12 protein-coding genes are annotated in these 17,697 nt (G+C 63.7%); 7 read left to right on the top strand and 5 right to left on the bottom strand.

The annotated features are described in order from the left end of the window. Positions 1 to 286: 286 nt before the first annotated feature. Positions 287 to 1,846: a glutamine-hydrolyzing GMP synthase gene (gene guaA / locus MTR64_RS18945; RefSeq protein WP_243996101.1), complete on the bottom strand. Its 1,560-nt coding sequence runs from the start codon at positions 1,844 to 1,846 to the stop codon at positions 287 to 289. A gap of 669 nt (positions 1,847 to 2,515) precedes the next feature. Beyond that, complete coding sequence (locus MTR64_RS18940; protein WP_243996100.1) at positions 2,516 to 3,928, bottom strand: M20/M25/M40 family metallo-hydrolase; 1,413 nt, start codon at positions 3,926 to 3,928, stop codon at positions 2,516 to 2,518. A 185-nt stretch (positions 3,929 to 4,113) separates the two neighbouring features. Here MTR64_RS18940 and gyrB point away from each other — a divergent pair, with 185 nt between their 5' ends. The 4 genes from gyrB (at position 4,114) to MTR64_RS18920 (ending at position 10,204) form a co-directional block, all read left to right on the top strand. Continuing rightward, positions 4,114 to 6,645 carry a DNA topoisomerase (ATP-hydrolyzing) subunit B gene (gyrB, locus tag MTR64_RS18935; RefSeq protein WP_243996099.1) on the top strand — a complete coding sequence of 844 codons (2,532 nt, stop codon included), beginning with the start codon at positions 4,114 to 4,116 and terminating at the stop codon, positions 6,643 to 6,645. Positions 6,646 to 6,753: 108 nt separating this feature from the next. After that, positions 6,754 to 7,899, top strand: coding sequence for a glycerophosphodiester phosphodiesterase family protein (locus tag MTR64_RS18930; RefSeq protein WP_243996097.1), 1,146 nt, complete (start codon positions 6,754 to 6,756; stop codon positions 7,897 to 7,899). Positions 7,900 to 7,948: 49 nt separating this feature from the next. Then, the gene (locus tag MTR64_RS18925; RefSeq protein ID WP_243996096.1) at positions 7,949 to 8,350 is read left to right on the top strand and encodes a metallopeptidase family protein; all 402 of its coding nucleotides are present in this window, start codon (positions 7,949 to 7,951) and stop codon (positions 8,348 to 8,350) included. A gap of 81 nt (positions 8,351 to 8,431) precedes the next feature. Continuing rightward, entirely contained in the window at positions 8,432 to 10,204 is a 1,773-nt protein-coding gene (locus MTR64_RS18920) for a bifunctional metallophosphatase/5'-nucleotidase (protein ID WP_419144967.1), read from the top strand. A gap of 9 nt (positions 10,205 to 10,213) precedes the next feature. Here the strand turns inward: MTR64_RS18920 and MTR64_RS18915 are convergent, their stop codons facing one another. The 3 genes from MTR64_RS18915 to lgt are packed head-to-tail and all read right to left on the bottom strand — an operon-like array spanning position 10,214 to position 12,649. Then, the gene (locus MTR64_RS18915) at positions 10,214 to 10,666 is read right to left on the bottom strand and encodes a YiiD C-terminal domain-containing protein (RefSeq protein ID WP_243996094.1); all 453 of its coding nucleotides are present in this window, start codon (positions 10,664 to 10,666) and stop codon (positions 10,214 to 10,216) included. 8 nt (positions 10,667 to 10,674) lie between these two features. Then, the gene (locus MTR64_RS18910) at positions 10,675 to 11,727 is read right to left on the bottom strand and encodes a class I SAM-dependent methyltransferase (RefSeq protein WP_243996093.1); all 1,053 of its coding nucleotides are present in this window, start codon (positions 11,725 to 11,727) and stop codon (positions 10,675 to 10,677) included. A 10-nt stretch (positions 11,728 to 11,737) separates the two neighbouring features. Then, positions 11,738 to 12,649, bottom strand: a complete 912-nt coding sequence (lgt, locus tag MTR64_RS18905) for a prolipoprotein diacylglyceryl transferase (protein WP_243996091.1) — start codon at positions 12,647 to 12,649, stop codon at positions 11,738 to 11,740. A gap of 207 nt (positions 12,650 to 12,856) precedes the next feature. Here lgt and MTR64_RS18900 point away from each other — a divergent pair, with 207 nt between their 5' ends. The 3 genes from MTR64_RS18900 (at position 12,857) to MTR64_RS18890 (ending at position 17,686) form a co-directional block, all read left to right on the top strand. Then, complete coding sequence (locus MTR64_RS18900; protein WP_243996090.1) at positions 12,857 to 15,616, top strand: [protein-PII] uridylyltransferase; 2,760 nt, start codon at positions 12,857 to 12,859, stop codon at positions 15,614 to 15,616. Positions 15,617 to 15,743: 127 nt separating this feature from the next. Continuing rightward, positions 15,744 to 16,907, top strand: coding sequence for a patatin-like phospholipase family protein (locus MTR64_RS18895; protein ID WP_243996088.1), 1,164 nt, complete (start codon positions 15,744 to 15,746; stop codon positions 16,905 to 16,907). Beyond that, complete coding sequence (locus tag MTR64_RS18890; RefSeq protein ID WP_243996087.1) at positions 16,904 to 17,686, top strand: 3-hydroxybutyrate dehydrogenase; 783 nt, start codon at positions 16,904 to 16,906, stop codon at positions 17,684 to 17,686. The genes MTR64_RS18895 and MTR64_RS18890 overlap by 4 nt, the downstream gene beginning before the upstream one ends. The last annotated feature ends 11 nt before the right edge of the window (positions 17,687 to 17,697 follow it).

The following is a 17,697-nucleotide window of genomic DNA, read 5'->3' as shown; positions in this document are numbered from 1 at the left end:
TTTACACTAACAAATCACACGGACCACTCAGCGGGGGCCGATCACGCCCGGAAAAGCTTTGCTTTTCCGATTGTTAAGGCGAAAAAATACCGTCAGGGGCTGTGTTGACCCTGACGGTACCGAGCAAATTTGAATGAGACAAGGGGAGCCGGTACCGTCAGTCCGTACGACGGACGTGAAGGCTACCCACCGATTGTCTTCGAATGTTATCGGGAATAAATTATTTTTTATCAACCAGTTGTATCGTAGCCTGGCGCATCTTCGGCCCCCTCTGGAGGGCTCAGAATCATTCCCACTCGATCGTGCCAGGCGGTTTCGACGTGTAGTCGTAAACCACGCGGTTGATGCCCTTGACCTCGTTGATGATGCGGGTCGCGACGCGGCTGAGGAACGCGGCGTCGAAGGGATAGATGTCGGCGGTCATGCCGTCGGTGCTGGTCACTGCACGCAGCGCGCAGACGCTGTCGTAGGTCCGTCCGTCGCCCATCACGCCCACGGTCTTGACCGGCAGCAGCACCGCGAAGGCCTGCCAGATCGCATCGTAGAGGCCTGCGTTGCGAATTTCCTCAAGGTAGATCGCATCGGCCTTGCGCAGGATGTCGCAGCGCTCGCGCGTCACTTCGCCAGGGATACGGATGGCAAGGCCCGGGCCGGGGAACGGGTGGCGGCCCACGAAGATCTCGGGCAGGCCCAGCTCGCGGCCGAGTTCGCGCACTTCGTCCTTGAACAGTTCGCGCAGCGGCTCGACCAGCTTCATGTTCATGCGCTCGGGCAGACCGCCCACGTTGTGGTGACTCTTGATCGTCACCGACGGCCCGCCGGTGAACGAGACGGACTCGATCACGTCGGGATAGAGCGTACCCTGCGCAAGGAATTCGGCGCCGCCGATCTTCTTCGCCTCGTCCTCGAACACGTCGATGAAGGTCTTGCCGATGAACTTGCGCTTCTTCTCCGGGTCGGTGACGCCTTCGAGGCCCTTGAGGAACAGGGTCGAGGCATCGACGTGGACCAGCGGGATATTGTAGTGCCCGCGGAACAGGCTGACGACCTGCTCGGCCTCACCCATGCGCAGGATGCCGCCATCGACGAAGACGCAGGTGAGCTGGTCGCCGATCGCCTCGTGGATGAGCAGTGCCGCCACCGCCGAATCGACGCCGCCCGAAAGGCCGCAGATCACGCGCTTGTCGCCGACCTGCGCGCGGATTTCCTCGATCTTGGTCTTGCGGAACTCGGCCATGGTCCAGTCGCCGGCGAGGCCGCAGACGTGACGCACGAAGTTCTTGAGCAGCTTGCCGCCGTCGGGCGTATGCACCACCTCAGGGTGGAACTGCATCGCGTAGATGCGTTTCTCGTCGTTGGCGATCACCGCGAAGGGCGCACCCGGGCTCGACGCGACGGGGCGGAAGCCGGGAGCGAGCCTGGTGACCTTGTCGCCGTGGCTCATCCAGACCTGATGCTTCTCGCCGACTTCCCACATGCCGTCGAACAGGGCGCAGTCGTCCTGGATCTCGATGAAGGCTCGGCCGAATTCGCCCGAATCGCCCAACAGCACCTCGCCGCCGGACTGATGCATCAACGCCTGCTGGCCATAACAGATGCCGAGGATCGGCAGCCCGCTTTCGAGAATCACATCGGGAATGCGCGGGCCGTTCTCGTCCAGAACAGAGGCCGGCGAACCCGAAAGGATCACACCCACCGGCTTCATGCGCTTGAACGCCTCTTCCGCGGCGTTGAACGGCGCGATCTCGGAATAGACGCCGGCCTCGCGCACACGGCGCGCGATCAACTGGGTCACCTGGCTACCGAAATCGACGATAAGGACGGATTCAGAGGTCTGGATACTCATGGCTGGCCCCTAATAGCACAGGCGCCGGGTGTCCAGATGGCTGAGCATTCTCGCGGCTGAGATGCGTCCCATCAGCTTTGGATTGCAAAATGCGCAAGTAATATTGTTGCTTTTGAATTTGTGAAAATGCCAGCGAGGCCTATGTCGCCCCTCCGCCGCCTGAGCGACCAAAGGAGCCTGGCGAGCGATAAAACGAAAACAATGTTTGCAGGAGCATTATTATGACTATCGTCGAACGCACGTTCGGCCTGGCGGCGGCGCTTGGCGTCAGCGCGCTGGCATTTGCGCTGACCCTCGCCTGAGCGAGTACCGATGCGCATCATGCAACAGGATCACTGTTGCATGTGTCACGAGAGCGGCCCGAAAGGCCGCTCTTTTGGTTTTCAGAGCAAACGATGCAAAATTTTCAAGCCCTTTTCATTTTCCGCTTGCAAAATTACTAACCTAGGTTATATTAAACACGGTAAGGAGATTGAAGCTCCTGTCTGAATGGAGATCGAAAAATGACGCTCGCTGAAAAGTCGATCGGTTTCGCAGCTGCCCTGGGCGCCTTTGCCCTGGCGTTCGCGATCACCCTCGTCTGAACCCCGCGCCCGGCGGCCCCGCCGGGCACCAGCAAAAAGGGCGGCCCCGCAAGGCCGTCCTTTTGTTTTGCCGCAGCCCCGCAGATCAGCCGGCGACCGCCTTCACCAGATCGTAGAGGTAATCGCGCGCGGTATAGAGCGCCCGCACCTCAACGCGCTCATTGAGCCCATGGATTCCGTTTCCATCAGGATCGACCCAGACGCTGGGCACACCATAGACAGGAATGCCGAGCGCTCCGAAATACACGCCATCGGTGGCCCCGGTGGACATCGCCGGAATGACCGGAACGCCGGGGAAGTACTTTTCGGCAATCTTCTCCACCGGCCCGGTGATCTTGGGATCGAGCGGCGGCGGTGAGGCGATGGGCTTGTCCTTGACTCGCAATTCGACAGTCACCCGTGGATCATCAATCGCCTTGACCAGCGCCGCCTGGGTTTCCTCGGCGGTACGGCCCGGGAACATACGGCAATTGACGTTGGCCTCGGCCCGCTGCGGTAGCGCGTTGAGCGCATGCCCGGCATCGACCATGGTGGCAACGCAAGTCGTGCGCAGCAATGAGTGCAGCATCTTGTCCTTGTCGGCGATCGCCAGCGCCGCCTTGTCGTCCGGGTTGGCGGCCAGTGCCTGCATCGCGGCGCCTGACTCGTCACCACGCATCTTGCCCGCCTTGGTAAAGAAGGCGCGTGTCGTGTCCGAGAATTCGACCGGGAACTCGTAGGCACCGATCTTCAGCAATGCGGCGGACAGTTCGTAGATCGCATTGTCCGGCACTGGCTGCGAGCTGTGGCCGCCGGGGTTGGTGGTGGTGAGGGTGAAATCCTGATAGGCCTTTTCGCCCACCTGCAGCGTTTCGACCATCAGATGCCCGTGGCCGTCGGTACGGCCGCCGCCGCCCTCGTTGAACGCGAAAGCCGCATCGATCAGGTCCTTGCGGTTCTGGGCCAGCCATTCCGCGCCGTTGAACGCACCGCTGGTCTCCTCACCACAGGTCAGCGCCAGCTTGATCGTGCGCTTGGGCTTGTATCCAGCCTTCGCGAAACGGACGAGCGTGTCGGTCCAGATCGAGGCCATCGCCTTGTCGTCCACCGCGCCGCGCGCATAGTAGTATCCGTTTTCCTCGACGAGCTTGAACGGATCGCGCTCCCAATCCTCGCGCTTGGCTTCAACGACGTCGATATGCGCCAGCAGCAGCATCGGCTTCATGCGCTTGTCCGTCCCCGGATAGATCGCGACGAGTCCGCCGTCTTTGGGATGCTCTGGCGTGGAGAACGGAATGATCTGGTCATCCTTGAGGCCCGCGGCCTTGAGCCGGGCGGCCATCTTGGCGGCCGCTTCGGTGCAGCTGCCGTTGGTGACCGTAGTGTTGGTCTCGATCAGTTCCTTGTAGAGCCCGAAAAATTCCTGCTGGTCTGTGCGAAGCGGCGGCATGGGTTCGACGGCCTGCGCCGCGGCCCCGGCCATCGCAGACAGGAGCATGGCTCCGCCGGCCATTGTCATCACAACCTTACGCATCGCGAACCTCTGTATGTCATGCTGTGGGAGAGGCGCGATACAAGCACATTGGTCGCAGAAGGCAACCGCCGATCGCGCGCGCCTCGCCCAATCCCGCAACCTTGTGGAAAAGCCCGCCTGCGATGCCGCTTTTGCTTGGGTTTGGCGCACGCAAACCCTATATGCTCGACATGGCTACAGAACCCGAAAACGGCAAGAATCAGAACACCTACGGCGCGGATTCGATCAAGGTCCTCAAGGGCCTCGACGCGGTCCGCAAGCGCCCCGGCATGTACATCGGCGATACCGACGACGGATCGGGCCTGCACCACATGGTGTTCGAGGTTTCGGACAACGCCATCGACGAAGCGCTGGCCGGCCACTGCGACCTCGTGCTGATCGAACTGAACCCGGACGGCTCGGTCTCGGTGGAAGATAACGGGCGCGGCATTCCCACCGGCCTGCACAAGGAAGAAGGCGTCTCTGCGGCCGAGGTCATCATGACCCAGCTCCACGCCGGCGGCAAGTTCGAGAACACCAGCGACGACAACGCCTACAAGGTATCGGGCGGCCTCCACGGCGTGGGCGTCTCGGTGGTGAACGCGCTGTCGGAATGGCTGGAGCTGACTATCTGGCGCGAGGGCAAGGAACACTGGATGCGCTTCGAGCACGGCGATGCCGTGGCGCCGCTGGTGGTCAAGGGCGATGCTCCCAAGGTGGATCAGAACCCGGACGACGACGGCTTCAAGAAGGGCACCCGCGTTACCTTCCTCGCCTCCACCGATACGTTCAAGAACGTCACCGAGTTCGATTTCGACAAACTGGAGCACCGCTACCGCGAACTGGCGTTCCTCAACTCGGGCGTGCGCATCCTGCTGCGCGACAAGCGGCACGAGGAAGTGGCCGAGCACGATCTCTACTACGAAGGCGGCATCGCGGCCTTCGTGCAGTTCCTCGACCGCAACAAGCAGGCACTGATGCACGAGCCGATCGCGATCTCCGCCGAGAAGGACGGGATCGGCATCGACGTCGCGCTGGAATGGAACGATTCCTATTACGAAAACGTCCTGTGCTTCACCAACAACATCCCGCAGCGTGACGGCGGAACCCACCTCGCCGCCTTCCGCGCCGCGCTGACGCGCACGCTCAACAACTACGCCGAGCGCTCGGGCATGTTGAAGAAGGAAAAGGTCTCGCTGTCGGGGGACGACATGCGCGAGGGCCTGACCGCGATCGTCTCGGTCAAGCTGCCCGATCCCAAGTTCTCCTCGCAGACCAAGGACAAGCTGGTCAGCTCCGAGGTCCGCCAGCCGCTCGAAGCGCTGATGAGCGAGAAGATGACCGACTGGCTGGAAGAAAACCCGGCCATCGCCAAGTCGATCATCCAGAAAGTGATCGACGCCGCCGCCGCACGCGAAGCCGCGCGCCGCGCCCGTGAGCTGACGCGCCGGAAGGGCGTGATGGACATCGCCAGCCTGCCCGGCAAGCTCGCCGACTGCCAGGAGCGCGATCCCAGCAAGTGTGAACTGTTCCTGGTCGAGGGTGACTCGGCCGGCGGCTCCGCCAAGAGCGGGCGCGACCGCAAGGTGCAGGCGATCCTGCCGCTCAAGGGCAAGATCCTCAACGTCGAGCGTGCGCGGTTCGACCGCATCATCTCGTCCAAGGAAGTCGGCACGCTGATCCAGGCCATGGGCACCGGTATCCGCGACGACTTCAACCTCGAGAAGCTGCGCTACCACAAGATCGTCATCATGACCGACGCCGACGTCGATGGCGCGCACATCCGCACCCTGCTGCTGACGTTCTTCCACCGCCAGATGCCCGAGATCATCCGCGCCGGGCACCTCTTCATCGCCCAGCCGCCGCTCTACAAGGTGACCAAGGGCCGCAGCGAGGTCTACCTCAAGGACAACGCCGCGCTCGACCGCTATCTGGTCGAGGCCGGGCTCAACGGGCGCATGCTGGAAACCAGCGGTGGCGCCCGCAGCGGCCCCGATCTGGAAACGCTGGTCGAACATGCGATCCGTCTGCGCAACCTGATGGCCTTCGTGCCACGCCGCTACGATCCCACGATCATCGAGGCACTGGCGCTTTCCGGCGCGCTGGAACCCGACATGCCCGCCGCCGCGCGCAGCGCCGCGCTCGAAAAGACCGCTGCCTGGCTCGACCGGGGCGATGGCGAGGCCAAGTGGTCCGCACGCCTGTCCGAGGACGGCACCGTCGAAATCGAGCGCCTGTGGCGCGGCGTCACCGATCACCACAAGATCGAAGCCAGCTTCCTCTCCAGCGCCGAGGCCCGCAAGCTGGCCCGCCTCGCCGCCGAGAATGCCGCAATCTATGAGGGCACTGCTCGCTTCGTGCGCATAACCGCCGTAGCCGAAGAGACGGAAGCGCCCGGCACCGAGGACGTCGAGGAAGCCGCGGCCACCCGCCCCTCGGCACAGGCCGGTCTGATCACCCGCCCGAGCCAGCTGCTCGACGCCGTGCTCGCCAGCGGGCGCAAGGGTCTGTCGATCTCGCGCTACAAGGGCCTTGGCGAAATGAACGCCGAACAGCTCTGGGAAACCACGCTCGACCCGGAAAACCGCTCGCTGCTGCAAGTGAAGGTCGAGGATGCGGACGTGACCGACGAGATCTTCACCCGCCTGATGGGCGACGTCGTCGAACCCCGCCGCGACTTCATTCAGGAAAACGCGCTGAACGTCGCCAACCTCGACGTTTGAGGACAGGATCATGCAGGACGGCGGCGCACCGTTGTCCCGCAACTGTCACGGGTGCCGCCTAAGCCGCGATCTTTGCGCGCAAAGCCAAGGCCAAGGGGACCCGCAGACATGACCCAGTTCGACCTCTCCCGCCGCAGCCTTATCGGCGGCGCGCTGGCCGTTGCCGGAGCGGCGCACGTGCCGGACGCCTTTGCCTCCACTGCGCAACCACCGCTGCAGCGCCCAGCCAAGCCGCTTGTGATCGGCCATCGTGGCGCCCCTGCACTGCGCCCCGAACACACGCTGGCGAGCTATGCCAGGGCGATCGCCGACGGCGCAGACTTCATCGAACCCGATCTGGTCGCGACGAAGGACGGGGTGCTGATTGCCCGGCACGAAAACAACATCGCCGAGACCACCGACGTTGCCGCCCGCCCGCAGTTCGCGGACCGGAAGGCAACAAAAGCCATCGACGGAGAGACGATCACCGGCTGGTTCACCGAGGATTTCACCCTCGCCGAGATCAAGTCGCTGCGCGCTAAGGAACGGCTCGGGACGCAGCGTCCCGAAAGCCATTCCTTCGACGGACAGTTTCAGGTGGTCACACTGGAAGAAGTGGCCGACTTCACCGCCGCCGAAGCTGCAGCGCGCGGACGCGCGATCGGACTGATCCCCGAGATCAAGCACTCGACCTATTTCGAGGGCATCGGCCTGCCGCTCGAACAACGCCTGCTCGATCGCATCACCGCAAGCACGTACATGCAGACAGCACCAGTGATCATCCAGAGCTTCGAAGTTTCGAACCTCAAGTGGCTGCGCGAACGGCTTACAGGCCAGACAAACGTGCAGCTCATGCAGCTGACCGTTCCCGCGGCCGTGCGCCCCGCCGATCTCGCCGACAAGGGCACCGGCCCAACGTATAAGGACATGCACACCCCGCGCGGGCTGGCGGACATGGCCGCTTATGCGGACTGGATCTCACCCAATGACCTTGCACTGCTGCCGCGGGACAAGGACGATAATCTCTCCAGCACGCCGACCGGCCTGATCGGGAACGCCCATCTGGCCGGGCTGCTGGTCTGCTCATGGACGTTCCGCCCGGAAAACCACTTCCTGCCCGCGAACCTGCGCGACGGCGACGGCGATGGTGCGCGCAATCCGCAAGGCAGCATGGCCGAAATCCGCGCCTACCTTGATGCAGGCCTCGACGCCTTCTTCACCGACGATCCGGCGATCGGCCGCGAAGCGGTGAATGGCTGGCACCACGCCAGCTAGCAACTCCAAACCACGAGACGCCACGCGTCTTCCGGCCTATCATGGCACGATGACTTCTCATTTCGGTTCCGCCCCCGGCCAGGCGGTGTTCGAAGCATTGGCTCATGCCGCCTTCGCCCGCATCCCCTCGCCTTTCGCCGAGCATCTCGATGGCATCACGGTGCATGTCGAGGAATTCGCCGACGCCGAAACGCTCCATGCAGTGGGGCTGGACCATCCGATGGAACTAACCGGCCTCTATCACGGGCGGCCGATGAGCGAGGACAGCATCTGGGCTTCGGGCGAGTTTCGTCCGCGCATCACGCTCTACCGCCAGCCGTTGCTCGCCGAATGGCACGAGACGGGGGTGAAGCTGGAAGATCTCGTGACTCATGTCGTCGTGCACGAGGTGGGGCACCACTTCGGCCTGAGCGACGAACAGATGCACGCGCTGGAAGAGAGCACCCGTTAAGCGCCGTCCGCGAAAAACCGCAACGCCCTGCACGCAATTTGGTCGCTGGAGCGTCACGTTTCCATGCGATAGAGCCGCGCCATGATCTTCAAGCCCGCCATCCACATCGCCCCTCTTGCGGCCCTCGTCCTGCTTGGCGCCTGCGCCACACCGCCCGCTGCCCATCTGGCCATGCCGCAAGCCACGTCCCCGGTCCCCGCGGCGGTGGAGGTGGGGATCATCGCCATCAACGATTTCCACGGTGCGCTGGAGCCGCCACGGGCAGCTGTTGCCGCGCCTGACCAAAAGGGAGGCTCGATCCCGGTCCCGGCTGGCGGCGCGGCCTGGCTCGCTTCGGCGGTCGATCAGCTCAAGGCCCAGCATCCCAACCATGTGGTGGTGGCCGCAGGCGACCTGACAAGCGCCTCACAGCTCGCTTCCTCGCTGCATCTGGACGAACCGGCGGTGGGCGTGATGAACCGCATCGGGCTGGAATTCAACGCCGTGGGCAACCACGAGTTCGACCGCGGCTGGAAGGAACTTCAGCGCCTGCAGAACGGCGGCTGCGAAAAGAACACGCGGCTGCAACCCTGCCAGCTCGAACAGTTCCAGGGCGCGAAGTACGAATATCTCTCGGCCAGCACCTACAAGGCGGACGGCACCACGCTGTTCCCCGCCACCGGGCTCAAGAGCTTCGGTACGGGCGCGCGCAAGGTGACAGTCGGCTTCATCGGCCTGTCGCTCAAGGACGTGCCCACGCTTGTCTCGCCCGATGAAGTGGCGGGGCTGACCTTCGGCGACGAAGCGGAGGCCATCAACCGCGAGGTTCCGAAGCTGAAGGCCGAAGGCGCCGATGCCGTCGTCGTGCTGATCCATCAGGGCGGCTACACGACCGGTTCCGATCCCAACGGCTGCGACGAATTGACCGGTGCGATCCGGCCCATCCTCGACCATCTCAATCCCGGCGTCGACCTGGTCGTCTCGGGCCACACGCACTGGCAATATGTCTGTCAGTACGGCCAGAGCGGAGGCGACACGCCCATCCTGCTCACCAGCGCAGGTGTCTATGGCAAGCTGGTGACCGACATCACGCTTACCATCGATCCGATCCACCACCGCGTCATCGCCAAGAAGGCGCACAACGTGATCGTGCAGTCCGAGGGCTATTCGAGCGGGCGCGGCGATGTGCCGAACACGGCGCTGTACCCGCAGTTCACCCCGCGTGCCGACATCGCCAGCTATGTTTCTGCCTATGTGAAGGACGCCAAGGACCTGATCGCGCGGCCGGTGGGCAAGCTGTCAGGCCCCGCCGCCAAGCCCAGCAGCGAAAGCAACCAGGGCGGCCCGCTCGGCAACCTGATCGCCGACGGCCAGCTCTATGCCAGCAGGAGCGCGGGCGCGCAGATCGCCTTTACCAATCCCTTCGGCATCCGCGCCCCGATCGATCCCGCGCCCGACGGCACCGTAACCTTTGGCCAGATCTATCTGGTCCAGCCCTTCAACAACAATCTGGTGACGATGACCCTCACCGGCGCGCAAGTGCGCGCGGTGATCGAGGACGGACTGGACGATGACGGCACCAAGCAAGTGCTGGCGGCATCGACAGGGCTGAAATTCACCTTCGACATGTCCCGCCCCTCGCGCAGCCGCGTGGTTTCGCTGACCCTGAACGGCAAGCCCGTCGACCCCAAGGCCAGTTATCGCGTAACCGTTGTCCAGTTCCTTGCGGAGGGCGGGGATGGCTTCTCGACGTTCAAGCAAGGCATGGATGAAGTGCGCGGCATCATCGACAACGAAGCCATGCAGCAATGGATCGCCGCTGTGCCCATCCGGCAGGTGCCCACCGAAGTCCGGGCAGTAAAGATCGGGGATTGAGTCCCGGCCTCAGGCCGGTTCGCGCCGAAACGCGACGAACCGGCCCGTCGAACTTCCAGCCTCGTCATCGCCGCAAGTCAGAACCGAACGCACCTCGATCCGCGCGCGCTTTTTTCGAGCCAGCGTCTTTACGAACATCGGCCAGGCTGTCTGGTCCACGAGCATCGAGGAGGCCGTGAACATGCCCTGCATCGGGTGGCCATAGTCCATCTGGTTTGACTGGATCACCACTTCACTGGGCAGTCCCTCTTTCACCAGCCGCAGGTGGACAAGCGACCATGCAGCAAGGATAGCCAGCGCCGACGCGCTGCCGCCGAACACCGTGCTCTTGTGGTTGATGTTCGGCTCCAGCGGCGCCGAGAGGACGACCGATTGCGCCGTGGCCGACCGGACCTCCACCTGCATGGCCGCCGAGAGCGGAATCTGCCGGTACAGGTATTCGCGGAGAGTTTGCGGGTCCATTTCGGAGATCAGAAGCCCGCGCCCTGCGGCCAATCCGGCGAGGCCAGACCCATCACCTTGAACAGCGTTCCCATCTGACTATCCCCAATCAGCCGGTCCTTAGCGGATCCGATGGATGCCGTGTGTTGCGGTGCCGAGGCAGCAAGATTGGCAGCGCGGGTCTCGATCCCCAGCGCACGCAGAAAATGGCCTTGAGTCACGGTGCCAAGATGGTGCGCCCCGCCCGCGCGCGCGGCGTCGGCCATCGCCTCGAAGTCGACGAGGCAAGTCAGGTCCGCTTCGCCCGGCATGGCGAAAGGATCGATCTTGGTGTGTTCCTTCAGCGCCTGCAGCGTCGAGCCGGTCTGGCTGCGGCTGTAGCCATAGTCGATGAACAGCGCCGCGCCGCCCTGAACTGCAAGACGCCCGGCTATGTCATGGACAATTGCGGCCGCGCCGGGGCAGGTCTCGATCAGCGTGCCGTCGGACTGATCGCGCATCGGTTGCGGGACCGCTGCGTCCATCGGCTTGTCCCCGGCGACGGGCAGGAAGCGGCCGTCCTGAAAGTCCACCATGCGCTCGCGCCAGCCCTGCGGTGTCTTGACCAACTGGCGCACCGGCAGGGCGTCGAGGAATTCGTTGGCCACGAGCAGCAGCGGTGCATCGTCCGGCAAAGTAGACACATCGTGGTGCCACCCGGCGTGAGGCACCGTGGCGCGCTGGATTTCCCGCAGTGCTGTGGACGCCTCGACGAGGTGAACCTGCGGCTCCAGCCCGCAGCGCTGCATCGCCCGCAGGGCATCGCGTGCCAGCGTGCCGCGCCCCGGACCGAGTTCGACGTAGTGGAAGGTCCCGCCGCGTCCGGCCCGGATCCAGATGTCCGCCAGCCACAGCCCGATCAGCTCGCCGAACATCTGGCTCACTTCCGGCGCGGTAATGAAATCGCCCGCACTGCCGAGCGGGTCTTTCCCGGCATAGTAGCGGGCGTTCGATTCGCCCATGAAGTGCTGCAGCGTGATCGGCCCGTAATTGGCAATCAGCCGCTGGAAAACAGCCGCGAGCGGCTCTTCACCCCGAGTCATCGGGCAGCCATCAGGCTGCGACGGGCGCCATGCTTGCCCGTCCGCTGGCCAGTTCCGGCTTCATCAGCGCACGCGCGATCAGCACGAGGCCCAGCGCGATCAGCGGGATCGTCAGCCATTGCCCCATCGAGAGGCCGGTGTTGCGAGCGAACTCGGCGAGCTGAGCGTCGGGTTCGCGGAAGAATTCGACGATGAAGCGTGCACAGGCAATGCCGGTGGTAAAGACGCCTACCATCAGGCCCGGACGGAAACGTGCGCGCGTCTTCCAGAACAGCGGCAGCATGATCAGGATCATCATCAGCCCTTCCAGCCCGGCTTCGTAGAGCTGGCTGGGGTGGCGTGGCAGCGGTCCGCCGTCAGGGAAGATCATTGCCCACGGCAGGTTCGGATCGGTGACCACACGGCCCCACAACTCACCGTTCACGAAGTTGGCGAGACGGCCGAACATCATGCCAAAGGGCACGCAGACCGAAATGTAATCGGCGACCCGGACGAAATTCAGGCCGTTACGCCAGGACACCCACAACAGCGCCAGAAGCACGCCGATAAGGCCGCCATGGAAGCTCATGCCGCCATGCCAGAGCTGGAGCAGCTCAGCGGGATGAAGCCACATGCTGGGAATGTCGGAATTGCCGCCGGTGTAAAAGGTCGCATAGCCCAGACGGCCACCCAGGATGATACCCAGCGTGCAGTAGAAGAACAGATCGTCGGCATGGCGCTGCGCGAGCGGGGCGCCGGGCGCCTTGATCATGCGGCTGAGATGCCAGTAACCGAGCAGGATGCCGGCCAGATAGGCCAGCGAATACCAGCGCAATTCGAAACTGCCGATCCGGAACAGGTAGTTCCTGAGGCCCAGATCCACCCACTGGATCGGCTCATGTACTTGCGCCGCGGCGGCAGCCGCCAGTTGTATCAGGGACATTCGACCTCTCTGGCTGTGTCCTGTGCGGCCCTGCGGACCTGGGGAGGTTCTGTTACGGGGGCCTTCTGGCATAGCCCGGCTGTTGATGGTAGCCGCGTTTTCACACCTTCGCTGCATAATCGCTGAACGTGTGCGGGCGCGGCCGGTCACAGTGATCGCCTTCATTGCCTTTCAATAGCCATCCCATCAGTTTAGAAGCCGCCTCCCATGAACAGCGTGATCCGCATTCCCTCGCCCCGCACCGTGATTGACCGGCGCGACCTCGTGCTGACGCTCGACAAGCTTGCCGAGGCCTATGGCCATGCCAAGGCGCGCAAGTTCGTGGTCGAGACCTTGCGCAGCGCGCAGGAAGCGGGCCGGGAAGAAATCGCCCGCCGTCTCGTCGAGAAGCCTTCTGCCGGACACGAAGTCGCCGAAGCGCAGGCATTCCTGACCGATCAGCTGATCCGCGTGATCCACGACTACGTCGTCCAGTACGTCTATCCGGCGATCAACCGCTCCAAAGGCGAGCGCCTGACGATCATGGCCGTCGGCGGTTACGGACGTGGCGAGATGGCGCCGCATTCGGATGTCGACATCGCCTTCCTGACCCCGATCAAGAACACCCCGTGGTGCGAGCAGGTGATCGAGGCGATGCTCTATTTCCTCTGGGATCTCGGCCTCAAGGTGGGTCATTCGAGCCGCTCACTTGACGACATGGTGCGCATGTCGAAATCCGACCTGACGATACGCACCGCCATGCTCGAAGGCCGCTATGTCTGGGGTGATCAGGACCTCTACGAAGAGGCCCGCCAGCGCTTCTGGAAGGACGTGGTCTCGGGCACCGAGCGCCAGTTCGTGGTCGAAAAGCTGGCCGAGCGCGATGAACGGCACAAGCGCATGGGCGACAGCCGCTATGTCGTCGAGCCCAACGTGAAGGAAGGCAAGGGCTCGCTGCGCGACCTCCACACGCTCTACTGGATCGGCAAGTACATCCATCAGGTCCGCGACCCGTCCGAACTGGTGTCCGTGGGCCTCCTCACCCGCAAGGAATATCTCGCCTTCCGCCGGGCCGAGAATTTCTTTTGGGCGGTCCGCTGCCACCTGCACACAATCACCAAGCGCGCAGAAGACCGGCTGACTTTCGACCTGCAACGCGAAGTGGCCGCGCGCATGAATTTCTCCGACCGTCCCGGCAAGAGCGCGGTCGAGCGTTTCATGCAGATGTTCTTCCTGCAGGCCAAGGTCGTGGGCAACCTGACCGGTGTGTTCCTGGCCCAGCTCGACGAGCAGTTCGCCAAGAAGCAGCCGCGCGGGCTGCTGGCTGGTTTCCGCGCCAAGGAACGCACGATCAAGGGCTACAAGGTCTTCGGCGGCCGCATCAAGGCGCCGTCGGACGACTGGTTCGCGCAGGACCCGGTGCGCATGATCGAGATCTTCGTGCTAGCCGACAAGGAAGGTTTCGAGATTCACCCCGAAACCATGCGCCTGATCTCGCGCGATGCCGCGTTGATCAAGGACGAGGTGCGCCACGACAAGCGCGCCAACGAGCTGTTCATGGAGTTGCTCACCAGCAGGAACAACCCGGAGATGGTGCTGCGCTGGTTCAACGAGGCAGGCGTGTTCGGCCGCTTCGTCACCGAGTTCGGGCGCGTCAACGCGCAGATGCAGTTCGACATGTACCACCACTACACGGTCGACGAACACACCATCCGCGCGATCGGCCTCATGGCCCGCATCGAGAAAGGCGAACTGGCAACAGACCATCCGCTGGCGCACGATATCGTGCACAAGATTCGCTCACGCCGGGCACTCTACGCCTCCATCCTGCTGCACGACATCGCCAAAGGTCGCGGCGGCGACCATTCGGTGCTGGGCGCCGAGATCGCGGCAAAGCTGTGCCCGCGTTTCGGCCTCGATGAAGAGGAGACCGAACTGGTATCCTGGCTGGTACGCCAGCACCTGCTGCTGTCCGCCACGGCCTTCAAGCGCGATCTGTCGGACAACCGGACGATCGGCAACTTCGTCGAAGTGATGCAATCGATCGACCGGCTGCGCCAGCTGACGCTACTCACGATCGTCGATATCCGCGCCGTCGGCCCCGGCACCTGGAACTCGTGGAAGCGCCAGCTCATTGGCGAACTCTACAGCGCCACCGAGGAACGCCTGCGACTGGGCCACGTCGAATTCGGGCGCGAAAAGCGCGTGGCTGCCAAGAAAGCCGCGGTTGCCTCGCTTTCGCCGGAAAGCGCGGCCCTGATCGAAAAGATCGGCACCAAGTTCGTCGACGCCTACTGGATCGCCGAGAGCGAAGACGTGATCGCCAAGAACCTCGCGCAGCTCGAAGCAGCCGAGGACCTCGGCCACCCCCTGTCGATCCATACCGAATACTATCAGGCGCACGGCGCAACGCTGGTGACAGTGATCGCCTCGGACCACCCCGGCCTGTTCTACCGCATCGCCGGAGGCATCCATCTGGCGGGCGGCAACATCATCGACGCGCGCATCCACACCACCCGCACCGGCCGCGCGGTCGACAACTTCCTGGTGCAGGACCCGCTTGGCCGCCCGTTCATGGAGGAAGGCCAGTTAGAGCGGTTGCGGACCTCGATCGACAACGCGCTGGCAAACCGGATCAAGATCCTGCCCCAGCTCGTCGCCAAGCCAGATGCCCGGCCGCGCGCCGATGCGTTCGACGTGCGCCCGCGCGTGCTGTTCGACAACAAGGCCTCGAACCGCTTTACCGTGGTGGAAGTCAACGCGCGCGACCGTCCTGCGCTGCTCAACCGGCTGGCCTATGCATTGTTCGAATCGCGGCTGATGGTCCATTCCGCGCACATCGCCACCTATGGCGAACGGGCGGCGGATACGTTCTACGTGACCGACCTGCTCGGCGAGAAGCTGACGTCCGCCAACCGCCTGAAGGCGCTGGAACGGCGGCTGCTGGAAGCCACCACCGAACACACCGTCAACGAAGTGACAGCCTGAACATCACGTCAGACCAAAGCCGCGGCTCGCGATAAACAACCGCCATTGAAAGGAACTCCGGCGGCTCCCAGGTGTTGCAATGCAGCATGCTCAGTGCCATCCCCCCATCACTGCGCAGGATTTAGCCATGACCGTTCCTGACACCGATCGCCGTTTCGATCCGCAATGCGTGCTTGTCCTTCAGGGCGGCGGCGCGCTCGGCGCCTATCAGGCCGGCGTCTATGAAGCTCTGGCGCAGTGCGATGCCCGCCCGGAATGGGTTGCCGGGATCTCCATCGGCGCCATCAACGCCGCGCTCATCGCCGGCAACGCTCCGGGTGAACGGGTGACAGCCCTGCGGCACTTCTGGCACCAGGTCTCGTCCGAGCTGCAATACCGGCTGGACGAGCCCACCGGTTTCGCGCGCCGGACCTTCAACGAAGCATCCGCCTTGTTCGCCGCCAGCTTCGGCATACCCGGGTTCTTCAATCCACGCTGGCCGGTGCCTCTGCCCGAATGGCCCGCCGAACTGGGCCAGATAAGCTTTTACGACACCACGCCGCTGCGCACGACGCTGCTCGAACTCGTCGACTTTGATCGCATCAACCACGGCCAGACCCGTTTCAGCGTCGGCGCCGTCAACGTGCTGACGGGCAACTTCGCCTATTTCGACAACACCCAGCGCACGATCGGCCCCGAGCACGTGATGGCCAGCGGCGCGCTGCCCCCGGGCTTCCCTCCGGTCGAGATCGACGGTGAATGGTACTGGGATGGCGGCCTCGTTTCGAATACGCCGCTGCAATATGTCCTCGACAACCGCACGCCCTGCGAGATGACCGTGTTCCAGGTGGACTTGTTCTCCGCACGCGGGAGCGTTCCACGCACCATGGCCGACGTGGACCAGCGCGTGAAGGACATCCGCTATTCCAGCCGGACCCGCCTCGGCACCGACCAGTCCCGGCAGATGCAGACAATGCGCGCCGCCGCGCGCCGCCTCGCCCGCAAGCTGCCGGAGGAATGGCGCAAGGATCCGGACCTCGCCGCGGTGCTGAACCACCATCCCGAAGGTGCGGTGGCAGTGATGCACCTGATCAACCGCACGCGCGGCTACGAGTCCAATTCCAAGGACTACGAATTCTCGCGGATGACCGTCGAAGAGCACTGGGCTGCAGGGCGTGCCGATGCGCTCTGGTCACTGGAACATCCCGACTGGACCGGGCGCTCGCTCGCCCCCGATGAAATCATGACATTTGACCTGGCCGGCGACCGCCCCAAGACGCCGCTGACCGCATCCAACGGAGAGAAAGCATGAAGCTCAAGGACAAGGTCTGCATCGTTACCGGTGCCGCCAGCGGCATCGGCAACGCCATCGCGCACAAGTACGCCTCGGAAGGCGGCAAGGTCGCGATCGCGGACCTCAATATCGATGCGGCGCAAGCGGCGGTGGACGACATCAAGGCCAGGTTCGGTACCGGAGCCATGGCCGTCGCAATGGACGTGACCAGCGAGGATCAGGTCAACGCGGGGGTCCAGGCCGTGGTCGATGCCTGGGGCACCGTGGACGTGCTGGTCTCCAATGCCGGCATCCAGATCGTCAACCCGATCGAGGACTTCGCCTTTGCCGACTGGAAGAAGATGCTGGCGATCCACCTCGACGGGGCGTTCCTCACCTCCAAGGCCGTGATTCCGCACATGTACGCGCAAGGGGCGGGCTCGATCATCTTCATGGGCTCGGTTCACTCGAAGGAAGCAAGCAAGCTCAAAAGCGCCTATGTGACGGCCAAGCACGGCCTGCTCGGCCTGTCGCGCGTGATCGCCAAGGAAGCCGGCCCCAAAGGCGTTCGCACCAACGTGATCTGTCCCGGCTTCGTGCGCACCCCGCTGGTCGACAAACAAATTCCCGAGCAATCCAAGGAACTGGGCATCCCGGAATCGGAAGTGATCAGCAAGGTCATGCTGGGCCAGACGGTGGACGCCGAATTCACCACGGTCGACGACATCGCCGAAGTCGCACTGTTCTTCGCCGCGTTCCAGACAAACGCGCTCACCGGCCAGTCGCTGATCGCCAGCCACGGCTGGTACATGGAATAGCCGGAAACAAG

It is taken from the genome of Novosphingobium album (ex Hu et al. 2023) (genome assembly GCF_022832385.1).
Classification (GTDB): Bacteria; Pseudomonadota; Alphaproteobacteria; order Sphingomonadales; family Sphingomonadaceae; genus Novosphingobium; species Novosphingobium album.
Note: the sequence above shows the minus strand (reverse complement) of the source record. Positions and strands in the feature narration are given on the sequence as shown.

Bases quoted from the DNA above. Each gene is read 5' to 3' on its own strand.
- guaA (WP_243996101.1), bottom strand. From the start codon at position 1,846: ATGAGTATCCAGACCTCTGAATCCGTCCTTATCGTCGATTTCGGTAGC.
- MTR64_RS18940 (WP_243996100.1), bottom strand. From the start codon at position 3,928: ATGACAATGGCCGGCGGAGCCATGCTCCTGTCTGCGATGGCCGGGGCC.
- gyrB (WP_243996099.1), top strand. From the start codon at position 4,114: ATGGCTACAGAACCCGAAAACGGCAAGAATCAGAACACCTACGGCGCG.
- MTR64_RS18930 (WP_243996097.1), top strand. From the start codon at position 6,754: ATGACCCAGTTCGACCTCTCCCGCCGCAGCCTTATCGGCGGCGCGCTG.
- MTR64_RS18925 (WP_243996096.1), top strand. From the start codon at position 7,949: ATGACTTCTCATTTCGGTTCCGCCCCCGGCCAGGCGGTGTTCGAAGCA.
- MTR64_RS18920 (WP_419144967.1), top strand. From the start codon at position 8,432: ATGATCTTCAAGCCCGCCATCCACATCGCCCCTCTTGCGGCCCTCGTC.
- MTR64_RS18915 (WP_243996094.1), bottom strand. From the start codon at position 10,666: ATGGACCCGCAAACTCTCCGCGAATACCTGTACCGGCAGATTCCGCTC.
- MTR64_RS18910 (WP_243996093.1), bottom strand. From the start codon at position 11,727: ATGACTCGGGGTGAAGAGCCGCTCGCGGCTGTTTTCCAGCGGCTGATT.
- lgt (WP_243996091.1), bottom strand. From the start codon at position 12,649: ATGTCCCTGATACAACTGGCGGCTGCCGCCGCGGCGCAAGTACATGAG.
- MTR64_RS18900 (WP_243996090.1), top strand. From the start codon at position 12,857: ATGAACAGCGTGATCCGCATTCCCTCGCCCCGCACCGTGATTGACCGG.
- MTR64_RS18895 (WP_243996088.1), top strand. From the start codon at position 15,744: ATGACCGTTCCTGACACCGATCGCCGTTTCGATCCGCAATGCGTGCTT.
- MTR64_RS18890 (WP_243996087.1), top strand. From the start codon at position 16,904: ATGAAGCTCAAGGACAAGGTCTGCATCGTTACCGGTGCCGCCAGCGGC.